The organism is Actinomadura meridiana (genome assembly GCF_039537545.1).
Taxonomy (GTDB): domain Bacteria; phylum Actinomycetota; class Actinomycetes; order Streptosporangiales; family Streptosporangiaceae; genus Spirillospora; species Spirillospora meridiana.
The window spans coordinates 55987-68809 of the sequence record NZ_BAABAS010000003.1; the positions used below are offsets into that span (position 1 = coordinate 55987).

The following is a 12823-nucleotide window of genomic DNA, read 5'->3' on the forward strand; positions in this document are numbered from 1 at the left end:
ACCACTCCTCAGCCCGCTACGACGACACTGCTTGGGGAAGCTTTGAGCTTACGCGAGGCCAGGCACGGGCACGTGCCATTCCCCCCCACGCGACGACCCGTGATCATAGGGGAGATCGCCCGCCTGGCAGACTCGGATGACATGAGCATCAGCTATCCGCGGCAGAGCGCACGCACGCGCAGGTTCAGCCTCGGCGTCCCCCGCGCCTTCCAGATCGCACCGGACGAGTCACGCGTCGCCTTCCTGCGGACGCGGGCGGGCGACGACCCCGTCACCTGCCTGTGGACGCTGGACACCGCCACCGGCGAGGAGCGGTGCGTCGCCGACCCTGCGGCGCTCGACGTGCCCGGCGAGGAGAACCTGCCCGCCGAGGAACGGGCCCGGCGCGAGCGCGCCCGCGAACAGGCGGGCGGCATCGTCGGCTACGCGACCGACCGGGGCATGCGGCAGGCCGCGTTCACCCTGGGCGGGCGTCTGTACGTCGCCGACCTCGACACGGCGCTGGTCCGGGAGCTGCCCGCCCAGGCGCCGGTGTTCGACGCGCGTCCCGACCCGGCCGGGCGGCGGATCGCGTACGTGTCCGGCCGGACGCTGCGGCTGATCGAGATCGACGGCACCGACGACCGGGCGCTCGTCCAGCCGGAGACCGCCCAGGTGTCCTACGGCCTCGCCGAGTTCGTCGCGGCGGAGGAGATGGACCGGATGCGGGGCCACTGGTGGTCCCCGGACGGCGGGACGCTGCTGGCCGCCCGCGTCGACGAGACGCCCGTGCAGCGCTGGCACATCGCCGACCCCGCGAACCCGGAGTCGCCGCCCACCGAGATCGCCTACCCGGCGGCGGGCACCCCGAACGCGCTGGTGTCGCTGGTGCTGTTCAGCGTCGACGGCGGACGCGCCGACGCGCGGACGGCCGTGGCGTGGGACCGCGGCACCTTCCCCTACGTCGTGACGGCCTGCTGGGACCGGCACGGGCTGATGATCGTCGTCCAGCCGCGCGACCAGCGGTCCCAGCGGGTGCTGGGCGTCGACCCGGCGAGCGGCGAGACGACGATCCTGCACACCGAGCACGACCCTGTGTGGACGGACATCGTGCCCGGCGTGCCCGTCCGGACCGACGGCGGCGCCCTCGTCTGGGTCACCGAGGACCGGGGCACCGGCACGCGGCGGATCACCGTCGCGGGCGAGCCGGTCACGCCCGGCGGCCTCCAGGTCCGGTCGGTGGCCGGGGTGGACGGCGACTCGATCCTGTTCACCGGCTCCGAGGAACCGACCGAGATCCACCTGTACTCGGTCACCGGCGGCGAGGTGATGCGGCACACCGAGGGGCAGGGCGTCTTCGGCGGCGTCGCGCTGGGCGAGACCACCGTCGTCGTGGGCGCGCGGCTGGACCGTCCCGGCTCGCAGGCGGAGGTGCGGACGCCGTCGGGCACCCATCCGGTCGTGTCGTTCGCCGAGACACCGGTGATCACCCCACGGGTGGAGCTGCTGCGGTCCGGCGACCGCGAGATCAGGACGGCGGTGCTGCTGCCCACCGGATGGAAGCCGGGCGACGGGCGCCTGCCCGTCCTGATGGACCCCTACGGCGGGCCGCACGCGCAGCGGGTCCTCGCCGTCCAGCGGATGTACTGCGAGGCGCAGTGGCTCGCCGACCAGGGCTTCGCCGTCGTGATCGCCGACGGCCGGGGCACCCCGGGACGCGGCCCCGACTGGGACCGCGCCGTCCGGGGCGACTTCGTCGAACCCGTCCTGGAGGACCAGGTCACGGCGCTGATCGAGGCGGCGCGGCGCCATCCCGCCGCGTTCGACCTGGACCGGGTAGGCATCCGCGGCTGGTCTTTCGGCGGCTGGCTCGCGGCCCTCGCCGTGCTGCGCCGCCCCGACGTGTTCCACGCCGGGATCGCGGGGGCGCCGGTCACCGACTGGACCCTGTACGACACCCACTACACCGAGCGCTACCTGGGCCATCCCGACGAGGAGCCGGAGAACTACACCGCCCACTCCCTCATCGAGCGGGCGGCGGAGCTGAAACGCCCCCTCATGATCATCCATGGGCTGGCGGACGACAACGTGGTGGCGGCCCACACGCTGCGCCTGTCGTCGGCGCTGCTGGCGTCGGGTCGCCCCCACACCGTCCTGCCGCTGTCGGGCGTCACCCACATGACGCCGCAGGAGGTCGTCGCCGAGAACCTGATGCTCCTCCAGGTGGACTTCCTCAAGTCCTCGCTGGCCCGCTGACCTCGCCTGTCATGGGGCGGCGGCGCCGTTCAGGTGGAAGGTGACGCTGCCGCTGACGTCGGCGCGGACGTCCAGCGTCCGCCCGGCCAGTTCGCGGGCGGCGCGCGGCGCCAGGAAGAGCCGTGCGCCGCCGTCGTCGAGCAGCTCGTCGCCCGGCTCGGGCGCGTCCGCCAACCGCAGGACGAGCGAGGCCGGATCGTCCGGTTCGGGGGCGATACGCAGGCCGGTCCCGGGCGCCAGACCCGGCCTGCTCGTCATGGTGCGGATCGCGGCGACGGCCCCGTCGGTGAGCGCGAGCATGATGACCTCCCTCATTGGGGGTCCGGGTTGAGGACCCAGGCGGATTCGTGGCGAGTGAAGCCGATGTGCGGGTAGTACTCGGTGGCGGCGGGTGCCGAGAGCAGAATGATCTTCGCGGTGGGCGTCTCCGCGCGGATCGCGTCTATCAGCGCGCGGCCGATGCCCCGGCGCTGCCACGCCTCCGTGACCGCGATGTCGGACAGGTACGTGACGTACGAGAAATCGGAGACGCATCTCGCGATTCCCGCCATGGCCCCGTCCACCCGGCAGACGACGACGAGGTTGGCGTTGCGCAGCATCGCGGCGAAACGGGCCCTGTCGTCGATGGGACGGCGCTTCCCGAGCCCCGAGGCGCGGTACACCCCCAGGACCTCGTCCACGTCCAGGAGCGCGCCGTCGACCCGCTCAACCTTCCATCTCATCAAGCCCCTCCAGCCGTTCGAAGATCACGTCATCGCGGACCAGCGACCGCTCCGGTGTGACGAACCCGGCCACCTCCACGCCCGCCTCACCTAGGGCGGTGGTGAGGTCGACGCCCGTCCGGGCGGAGCGGTCCGCCGCGGCCTGCACCAGGCGGTAGGCCCGTTCCCGTTCCGTACCCGCTTCCAGCAGGTCGGTCAGCACGGCCGAGCTGTAGACCAGGCCGGACGTGGCGTCGACGGCGGCGCGCATGCGGTCGGGGAACACCTCCAGGCCCTCGACGAGGTCGGCCGCCGCCGACACCTGGTAGTGGCCGACGGTCAGGCTGTCGGGCAGCACGACCCGCTCGACCGGGGAGTGGGCGAGGTCGCGTTCGTGCCAGAGGGCGACGTCCTCCAGCACGGTCGTCGCGTGGCCGCGCAGCAGCCGGGCCAGGCCGCACAGGCGTTCGCTCGTGGTCGGGTTGCGCTTGTGGGGCATGGCGCTGGACCCCTGGTAGGCGCCGGTGCGAGGCTCCTCCACCTCCCGCACCTCGGTGCGTTGCAGCAGCCTGAACTCGACGGCGATCTGCTCCACGCACGCGCCTAGCGACGCCACGGCCAGCACCAGTTCGGCGTGCCGGTCGCGGGCCACGACCTGGGTGGGCGCCGGTTCGACACCGAGGCCCAGCTCACCGCACACGTAGGCCTCGACGAGCGGGTCGATCTGGGAGTAGGTGCCGACCGAGCCGGAGATCGTGCCGACCGCGACGGCCTCGCGCGCCGCGCGGAGCCGCCGCAGCGAACGGTCGGCGGCGAACGCGAAGACGGCGAGCTTGTGGCCGAACGTGGTGGGTTCGGCGTGCACGCCGTGCGTCCGCCCGACGCAGACGGTGCGCCGGTGCTCGAACGCCTTCGCCACCAGGACGCGGCGCAGCCTCGCCCCGGCGTCGACCAGCACGTCGGACGCGCGGGCCAGCGTCGCGCCGAGCGCCGTGTCGACCAGGTCGTAGCTGGTCATGCCGAGATGGACCCAGCGCGCCGACTCGGCCGGGACGTTCTCGCAGAACGCGGCGAGGAAGGACAGCACCTCGTGGTCGCGGTCCCGCTCCAGCTCCCGGACGCGCTCCGGGGACGGCGCCTTCGCCCGCTCGATGTCCTCGGCCGAGTCCTCGGGGACCCGTCCGAGGCACGACTGCCCCCGTGCCGCGAGCGCCTCGACCCTGGCCCACGTCGTGTAGCGCGCCTCGTCCGACCACAGCTCCGCCATCTCGGGAAGCGAATATCTGGCGATCACTCCGGTTCCTCCCTGCCCGTCGTCAGTAGACCTCGAAGTACTCGCGGTGCTCCCATTCGGTGACGCCGTCGCCGGACGGCCGCTCCTTGGCGCACCACGTGTCGAAACGCGCGAGCTCGCTCCGCTTGAGCTTGGTGAGGCACGCGGTGAGCGGCGCGCCGAGGAGCCGCTCGGCGCGGGCCGCGCCGCCGGTCCGGAACGCCTCCAGGGCCTCGCCGAGCGACTGCGGGAGCAGGTCGCCGGGGCCTTCGGTGGACGGTGGCCGCGCGGGTGTGGCGGCGCGCCCGTTTCGCCGGTCGAGACCGTCCAGCCCGGCCGACAGTTGCGCGGCGATCGCGAGGTACGGGTTCGCGCACGGCTCCCCCACCCGGTTCTCCACATGGCAGCCGCCGTCGCCGCCGACGACGCGGACCATCGCGGCGCGGTCCTCGAAGCTCCAGCCGGTGCGGGTCGGCGACAGCGTGTACCCCGGGCCGAGGCGGCGGTAGCCGTTGACGGTCGGCACCGACAGCAGGCAGAGATCGCGGGCGGCGTCCAGCAGCCCTTCGACGTAGGCCATGCCGTCCGGCGACATGCGTTCCGACGACGCGCCGTCCGGCGTGAACAGGTCGCGGCCGGTGTGGACGTCCGTGACCGACTGGTGGACGTGCCAGCCGCTCGGGTCGAAGCCGTCGAGCGCGGGCAGCGACATGAACGAGGCGTGGAATCCGCGACGCGCGCAGTCCTGTTTGACGATCGTCCGGAACAGCAGCATCGCGTCCGCCGCCTCAAGCGCGGGCATGGGCGCGAACGTCGTCTCGACCTGGCCGGGACCGGACTCGTGCTCCATCGTCCGCAGCGGCAACCCGAGCCCGACCAGCAGCATCGCGAGCGGGTCGGTGACGTCCGCGACCGAGTCGTAGAACGTGTCGAGGTTGAACTGGTAGCCGGAGTTCACGGCCTCCACCGCCGGGGCCGCGCCCTGGGAACCGAAGCCGTTTCCGACGTTTCCGGGCGCCCCGGGGAGGCGGCGGGTCAGGTACCACTCGACCTCCAGGCCGACGACCGGGGCCAGCCCGCGCACCGCGTAGGACGTGCAGACCCGGCGCAGGACGTCGCGCGCGCCGAGCGGATGCGGCGAGCCGTCCCGCAGGAACTCCTCCCCCAGGATCCACGCCGTGCGGGGGCCGTTACGCGGGAGGAACTGGAACGTCAGCGGATCGGGCACCACGACGAAGTCACCCGCGCCCGCGATCTCGTCGACGCCGACGCCCGGCTCGGCGAGGAAATCGACCGCGACCGCATGACCGGTATCGAACAGGAACGGCCCGGGGCTGAAGTCCATGCCGTTGCGCAGAACCGTCCGGAACGTGTCCACGGTCAGCGTCTTCGACCTGGCCAGGCCGTGCGGGTCGCAGAACGCCACCCGGACGAGGTCGATCTCGTCCAGGCCCGCCTCGATCTGCTCGGCGGCGGCGGACTGCCGGTCGTCCCACAGCCCGGTGACGAAGCCCGGACGTCCCACACTGTCCTGCGGGCGCGACCGGGGCCAAGACCGCGAGTACATCGTTCAGCGCGTCCTTTCGGGGGCTCGGGCGGGCAGCGGGGGCGGCGGGGGCAACGGTCCGAGGTCCGCCTCGACGCGGCGGGCCACCGACAGGACCAGGTCGTCCGCGCCGACGCGGCCCACGAACTGGACGCCCACCGGGAGCCCCGCGCGGGTCAGCCCCGCGGGCAGCGACACGGCGGGCTGGCCGGTCATGTTGAACGGGTGGCAGGCGGGCGCCCACGCCAGCCACAGCAGGTCAGCCGGGTCGGCCGCCCAGTCTGGGCCGATCGCGTCGACCCCGGCGGGCTCGACCGGCACCGTCGCCATCGCGAGCAGGTCGTGGCGTTCCATCACCGCGTGCAGTTCGGCGCACAGCGCCAGCCGCGCCTCCTCGGCCCGGACGAGCGCCGCGCCGCCCACCGTCCGGCCGTGCCGGACGACGGCGAGCCTGCCCGGGTCGCACCGGCTTTCGTCGCCCGGCTCGGTCGCCGCCGCCTCCCCCGCGCTGAGCACGTCGACGAGCGCCGGATAGGTGTCGCCGAACGGGACCGGTAACCGGTCGACCCTGGCGCCCTGCCCTTCGAGGATCGGCAGGACGCGCTCGCTGACGTCCCGGACCTCGGCGGACGTCCCGGGGAACTCGATCCAGCCGATCCGTGGCGGCGCGGGACGGGACGACATGCCGGGCGCCCGGATGGGCTCCGTCCACGAGCCGGGGTCGTCTCGGTGCGGGCCGGACAGGACCGCCATCAGCTCGATGACGTCCGCGACGGTGCCCGCGATCGGGCCGAGGTGCGACAGGCCGTCCGGGCACGGCGGAACGTAGGGAACGCGCCCGAACGACGGCTTGAACCCGACGACCCCGCAGTACGCGGCCGGAATGCGGATGGACCCGGCGCCGTCGGTGCCGAGCGCCGCCGGGCACAGCCCGGCCGCGACGGCGGCGGCCGAACCGCCGCTGGACCCGCCCGCGGACCGCTCCGGCGCGCGCGGGTTGCGGGTCGGCGGCGCGATCCCGCCGACCGTGCTGGCACTCCAGCCGTACTCCGACGTGGCGGTCTTCCCGACCACGATGGCACCGGCGGCGCGCAGCCGCGCCACGGCGGGCGCGTCCACCCGGGGACGCCGGTTCGGCAGCAGGGACCCGCGCGTGGTGGGCAATTCCGCGGTCTGAATCAGATCCTTCACCGCCACCGCGACGCCCAGCAGCGGACGGTTCCACCACGCCTCGGAGCCGAGCGCGCGGACCCGGGCGTCGGCGGCCTCCGCCGCGCGCAGCGCCTCCGCGTCCGCGACGGTGAAGAACGCGCCGAGATCCGCGTCCACCCGGCGGATCTCGGCCAGCACCCCGTCGATGTGCTCGGTGACGGTGGTCTCGCGCCGAAACAGACACGCACGCGTCTCACGAATCCCACCCCGAATCACCGGCCCTCCCCGTCCGGGGGCGCGGTCGGGGGCTTGGCGCCGGTGATCGTCTTCCAGTGCCATTGGGGGTCGAACGCGGTCACCTCGACGGCGGTGCCGTCGGCGACCAGGGCGGCCGCGAGGCTCGTGGCGGTCGCGACGCAGGCGGAGACGCGCTGGGCGAGGAGCAGGTCCTGCTCGTCGAAGGGCGGTCCCGAGCAGCGCATCAGCCGCAGGTCGACGAAGCCGTCGAACGTCGTGTCCAGCACGCGGACGGGTTGCGGGCTGCGGATGCTGTACCGCACCCGGGACGCCACATGCCCGCGATGGTGCAGGTCGGAGTGGTACGCCAGGTCGGGGATCGTGGGCGGCACGAAGTAGTCGCGGGCCCGCACCGCCGGGACGCCGGGCAGATTGCCCGCGATGAAATGCCACGAGTTGTACTGCATCCGCGCGGAGATGGCCCACGCGACGTCGGCGAGGCGCGCGGTGGACCCGTCGAACAGCTCGTGGGCACCCGGCGACGGCACGACGCAGCAGAAGTACTCCGCGATGCCCCAGCGGGTGATCTCGGCATAGTCGCGCGCCCGTAACGCCCTGACCAGGGCGGGCAGCGACCGCATGCCACGGCTCATGGCGAAGTCGGCGTCCGCGACGTCGGCGGCCTCGGTCACGGCCGCGTGCACCAGCGCCTCCAGCCCCGTGCCGAAGCCGTCATGCGGACGCGCCAGCCATTCCGGGGCCTCCGCGAGGCAGGACTCCAGGTCGTCCGGGGCGCCGTCCGCGACGGGCAGCCGCCCCCGCAGCCGGGCGCGGAGCGCGTCGTGGCGCCGCCGGGCCACGGCCCCGAGCCGTCCGGCGGTGCGCTCGGTCTTGTGCATCAGCGCGCTGTGGATCTCGCGGTACAGCTGGACGCGTTCGCCGACGTGGCGGCGGCGCGTGCGGAGCGCCTCGGCGAGGCCGTCCAGCTCCTCGACGCGGGTCGTGAGGGCGGGCGGGACGGGACGTCCGCCCGGCACGCGGTTGTACTCGCGCCGCGTCCGTTCGAGCAGGTACGCGACGTGGTCGACGCTGAGCTGCGTGCCGTTGGCCTCCTCGATCCGGGCGAACCCCGCCGACCGGATCAGCAGGGTGAGGCACACGACCATGACGGCGTCGGCGTCCGACCACAGCTCCAGCGGCAGGCCCAGGAGGACGCTCAGGGCGCAGTCCGGATGGCCGGGCCACAACGTCTTCCCCGTGAGCGTGTTCCGGTCGCGGAAGTTCGTGTACATCCGGCTGCCCTGGTAGAAGACGAACGGAGCCGTCCGCAGAGCGGCCTCTTGGAGCTGTTCAACCAGGTCGTCCCGGCCGGGCGCGCCCGCGTCGGCGAGCCAGCGGCGGCAGTCGGCGGCGGCGCGGGACGCGCGTTCCCGGGCGCGGCGGCCCCGGCGGCCGTAGTCCAGCAGCGCCGCCGACGACCAGGGCACACGGAGGGCGGCGCCCGCGAGGTCCTCCTCGACGTCCAGCGGCGCGCCCGAGGGGACGCGCGCCACGACCCGTCCGGCCGAGGTCAGGCCCAGCTCGCCCACGAAGGCGGGACGGTCGCCGGGGGCGAGCGGGGACGCGGCGGGCCGGTCGCCCTCGCGCCACGACACGCCGCCGAGGACGGCGAGCGCGGCCTCGTCCTCGATCCGGAGCGCCCGCAGCTGGACGTCGGCGGGAACATGGCCGTCGAGCGTGAGCAGCACCCGCACCGCCGCGTGCAGGGTGGGCGCCGCGGACGCCGCGTCCACGACCCGCGCGAGGAGACCGGGGAACCCGGCCTCGTCCGGAAGCACGCGGTCGGGGCCCGGCGCGGCGCCCGCGCGCGTGCCGAGACGGCTCGGACGGCGGCTGAGCCGCATCCCGGCCAGCTCCGCCCGGCGCGACGATCGACCGGGCTCGGCGGCCGACGACATGGTCCTACCCCCCGGCCGTCAGCGCGACGTGGTTCCACATGACGCCGCCCGTCGGCGCCCACTCCGCGTCGACGTAGATGCAGTCGACCGGGCACACCAGCACGCACACCGGGCATCCCGAGCACAGTTCGGGCACGATGACCACGTCGAGGCCGCGGTCGAATATGGCACCGAACTCCGGTGGGCAGTTGCGCACGCACATGTCGCACTGAATGCATTCCGACGGTTCGATGCGCCTTGGCGGTTTACGCCAGACCTCGCTTCGGGACCGCGACTCGATCCGGGTGGAACGCGCGGCCGGACGACCGGCGGGCGTCTCCTTTTTCCAGGGCATCCGGAACTCCCCATCCACATTTTCGCGAAGACGGCGGCGGCATGCCGAAGGCGGGCGTTCAACCGCGGAGCTCCGCAGTCGAACGCCCGCGTTCTCCCGCGCCGTGCCGTTCTGCACGGTTCCGGCGGCGAACGTGTCGAATGCCACTGAATCACACGTCGGGCGTCGCCGTACATATTGCGACAGGCGCGGAACGGGGCCCATAGTCATTACCGGAGGTAGCCAAAGTTAAAGCGATCACCCCTGTGCGAGAATTCATGGAAGGAGCCGGAGGATGAGCGAGACTCGCGCCGGCGCGTACGATGCGATCGTCATCGGTGGCGGACCGGCAGGATCCAGCTACGCAATGACCCTCGCCCGGGAGGGGCACAGCGTGCTCGTCCTGGACAGGGAGGAGTTCCCGAGGTTCCACATCGGCGAGTCGCTGCTCACCTACACCGCGGACGTGCTCGACCAGCTCGGCGTCCTCGACCGGGTCGGCGGCGGCGGCTTCGTCGTCAAGCACGGCATCGAGCTGACCGGCCCCGAGGGGACGTTCCGGCGGCTCGACCTCGCCCAGGTCGGCGACGACCTGCGCACCTCGACCTTCCATGTCGAGCGGGCCCAGTTCGACGAGATCCTGCTGGACGCGGCCGCAGCCGAGCCCGGCGTCACCGTCCTCCAGGGCACGCGCGTGACCGGGCTCCTCCGCGACGGCGAGCGCGTCACCGGCGTCCGCTACGACGACGGGAACAGTGACGGCGAGGGCCGCGAGGTCACGGCCAGCGCGGTCATCGACGCCAGCGGTCGCGCGGGCGTGATCGCCCGCTCCCTGCACCTCCGCAAGACCGACGACCAGCTCAAGATGGCGGCCGTCTTCAAGCACCTCGGCGGCCTGGACGAGAGCAACAACCCGGGCACCGCGGGCGACATCCAACTCGGGCTGCACGAGGACGGCTGGGTGTGGGCCATCCCGATCCGGCCGGACGCCATCAGCATCGGCACGATGGCCCCGGCGTCGGTGCTGCGCGCGTCCCGTCCGGCCGAGCTGTTCGAGGAGCACGTGAGCCGCATCCCCCGGATCCGCGAGCGGATCCGCGGCACGACGGTGGTGCGCGATCTCACCGGCGAGAACAATTTCGAGTACCACTGCGACACCCTCGCCGGACCCGGCTACATGATCGTCGGGGACGCGGGATGCTTCACCGACCCGGTCTTCTCCGGTGGCGTCCTGCTCGCGCTCACCACCGGCCGCAGGGCGGCCGAAGAGACCGCGCGCCGCCTACGGGGAGAAATCTCCGAGGCCGAGGCCGGACGGCGATATCAGGACTTCTACAAGACCGGATATGAGAGTTATTACCGTCTCATTCGGGCGGTCTATGACAACCGTTATCCGGCGTCGGGGAAGACGATGCGGTTCATGCCCGAAACGGATGAGAAGCGGCTCGCCGGCGTCGGCTGGTGGGGCATCCAGGAGAGGCTCCAGGCCACCTCCGGTGGCCCATTCGACACCAAAGAGGCCATCGAGCACAAGTGGCTCGTCCGCGCACTCAACGGCGACTTCTGGACGAAGGAGAACCGTTTCTTCACCCGGCTCAGAGAAGAACCGAGATGGCGGCTCTTCGACAGCTATGAGCCGATGTACGGGTGCCCGGTCCAGTGAGCGCCGGGAGCGCGGTTCCCGCCGCGAACGGAAACGTCCGGCGGCGTCCCGACCCGGCGGAGACCTACGACGTCGCGCTGCTGGGCGCGCACCTCGCCACCGGGCTGCTCGGCGCGATCCTCGCCGGGCAGGGCCTGCGGGTCCTGCTGGTCCGGTCCGCCGCCGACGCCGACGAGCTGTCCGGCGAGACCACGGTGCCCTACACCGCCGAGGTGTTCCTGCTGCTGGCCCGCCGGTTCGGGGTCCCGGAGATCGCGGAGTTCGCCCGCTTCGCCGACCTTCCCCTCCCGGTGCGCCGCAGCAGCGGGGTCAAGCGCAGCCTCGGCTTCCTCTACCACCGGCGGGGCGCGCGGCAGGACCCGCAGGAGAGCGTCCAGTTCAACGTGCCGGGCGAGCACACCGAATGGCACCCGTACCGGCCGGACGTCGACCGGTACGCCGTCCAGCTCGCCGAACGGTACGGCGCCGCCGTCGCCGAACCCGGGGTCGAGGTCGCCGACGCCTGGGTGGAGAGCCACTCGGGCCGTCCCGAGGGCCGGATCCGGGCCACCGACGGCAACGACTACCGGGCACGGTTCATCGTCGACTGCGTCGGCGCCGCTTCGCCGCTGGTGCGGCGCGCCGGAGGCGACGACGCCGAGCCGCGGCTCCGGCACCGGGCCCGGGTGCTGTCGGCCCGGATGAGCGGCGTCTCCCGCACCGAGGACGTGTTCGACACGTCCCGGTACTCCGGGGCGTCGGCCTGGTCCGGCGGGACGGTGCACCACCTGTTCGACGGCGGCTGGCTGCAACTCGCCGACTTCGGCAACCACGGGCAGAGCGACAACGACACCGTCGGCGTGACGCTCAGCGTCAGCCCGTACGCCTTCGGCGACCTGCCCGACGACCCGGACCAGGCGTTCCGGGCCGTCCTCGCGCGCTTCCCCGACCTCGGCAAGCAGTTCCGCGCGGCCAAGGCCGAGGCGTGGCGCGGCGAGACGCTCGTGCAGCGCACCGCCGTGCGGACGCACGGCCCCGGCTGGTTCGCGATGGAACGCTCGGCGGGCCGCAACGACCTGCTGCTCGCCCGCGACGTCACGATGACCGCCGAGATCGTGCACGCGGTCGCGGGCGCGCTGATCCCGGCCGCGCTGGACGGCGACTTCGCCGACGAGCGGTTCGCCCGGATCGCCGAGTTCCAGCGCGAACTCGGCGCGTTCCACGACCTGTGGCTGGACGGCGCGCGCACCGCGAGCGCCGACTTCGCGCTCCTGAACGCCTTCAGCCGAGTGTGGCTGCTCTGGCAGATCCTCGCCGACCTGTCGCTGAAGCGGGCGCGGCTCGACTGCCGCGCCGCCGCCGACGGCGACGGGGCCGGGCGGGCGGACTGGTCGCCCGTCGAGCGGTTCGACCTCGGCGGCATCTGGTTCCCGGTGCCCGCCGGGCTGCGCGAGGTGATCGACCACACGATGGGCACGCTCGCCCGGGTCCGGTCGGGCACGCTCACGCCGCGGTCCGCCGCCGACGAGCTGTTCGCGTTGCTGCGCCGGGAGCCGTTCGTCCCGCCGCTGTACGCCTTCGGCGACCCGGACGCCCGGATCTACCGCTTCACCTTCCGCAAGCGCCTCCAGATGCTGTGGTGGGTGAAGACGAAGGCGCCGCACGACTTCCGGCGCCTGCTGACCCGCGACAACGTCACGTCCGTCAGCTCCAGGTCCGTCCGGTAGCGGACGACAGAACCACACTGGATACCCCCCAAAGGAGGC

Annotated in this window: 10 protein-coding genes; 3 read left to right on the top strand and 7 right to left on the bottom strand. The window is 73.1% G+C overall.

Annotated elements, in window-relative coordinates; all coding sequences use genetic code 11:
- Window positions 1–141 precede the first annotated feature (141 nt).
- Entirely contained in the window at window positions 142–2235 is a 2094-nt protein-coding gene (locus tag ABD808_RS01865; RefSeq protein WP_344888552.1) for a S9 family peptidase, read from the top strand.
- A gap of 9 nt (window positions 2236–2244) precedes the next feature.
- Here ABD808_RS01865 and ABD808_RS01870 read toward each other — a convergent pair whose 3' ends face one another.
- From ABD808_RS01870 to ABD808_RS01900, 7 genes are read right to left on the bottom strand one after another with little or no spacing between them, the layout of a single operon-like run.
- Complete coding sequence (locus tag ABD808_RS01870; protein WP_344888554.1) at window positions 2245–2550, bottom strand: Fe-S cluster assembly protein HesB; 306 nt, start codon at window positions 2548–2550, stop codon at window positions 2245–2247.
- Window positions 2547–2957, bottom strand: a complete 411-nt coding sequence (locus ABD808_RS01875; RefSeq protein ID WP_344888557.1) for a GNAT family N-acetyltransferase — start codon at window positions 2955–2957, stop codon at window positions 2547–2549. Before ABD808_RS01875 ends, ABD808_RS01870 begins: the two co-directional genes overlap by 4 nt.
- Window positions 2941–4230, bottom strand: a complete 1290-nt coding sequence (gene purB, locus ABD808_RS01880; protein WP_344888560.1) for an adenylosuccinate lyase — start codon at window positions 4228–4230, stop codon at window positions 2941–2943. Before purB ends, ABD808_RS01875 begins: the two co-directional genes overlap by 17 nt.
- Before the next feature lie 22 nt (window positions 4231–4252).
- A complete protein-coding gene (locus ABD808_RS01885; protein ID WP_344888563.1) occupies window positions 4253–5776 on the bottom strand; it encodes a type I glutamate--ammonia ligase in 1524 nt (507 codons plus the stop codon).
- A gap of 3 nt (window positions 5777–5779) precedes the next feature.
- Window positions 5780–7183, bottom strand: a complete 1404-nt coding sequence (locus ABD808_RS01890) for an amidase (RefSeq protein WP_344888566.1) — start codon at window positions 7181–7183, stop codon at window positions 5780–5782.
- Window positions 7180–9102 (bottom strand): hypothetical protein, encoded by a 1923-nt coding sequence (locus tag ABD808_RS01895; RefSeq protein ID WP_344888569.1) that lies wholly within the window; start codon window positions 9100–9102, stop codon window positions 7180–7182. Before ABD808_RS01895 ends, ABD808_RS01890 begins: the two co-directional genes overlap by 4 nt.
- A 4-nt stretch (window positions 9103–9106) precedes the next feature.
- The gene (locus ABD808_RS01900; RefSeq protein ID WP_344888572.1) at window positions 9107–9436 is read right to left on the bottom strand and encodes an ATP-binding protein; all 330 of its coding nucleotides are present in this window, start codon (window positions 9434–9436) and stop codon (window positions 9107–9109) included.
- Window positions 9437–9710: 274 nt separating this feature from the next.
- Here ABD808_RS01900 and ABD808_RS01905 point away from each other — a divergent pair, with 274 nt between their 5' ends.
- Together ABD808_RS01905 and ABD808_RS01910 are read left to right on the top strand one after the other, a co-directional pair.
- Window positions 9711–11078 (top strand): NAD(P)/FAD-dependent oxidoreductase, encoded by a 1368-nt coding sequence (locus ABD808_RS01905; protein WP_344888575.1) that lies wholly within the window; start codon window positions 9711–9713, stop codon window positions 11076–11078.
- Window positions 11075–12784 carry an NAD(P)/FAD-dependent oxidoreductase gene (locus ABD808_RS01910; protein WP_344888578.1) on the top strand — a complete coding sequence of 570 codons (1710 nt, stop codon included), beginning with the start codon at window positions 11075–11077 and terminating at the stop codon, window positions 12782–12784. The genes ABD808_RS01905 and ABD808_RS01910 overlap by 4 nt, the downstream gene beginning before the upstream one ends.
- Window positions 12785–12823: the final 39 nt, after the last annotated feature.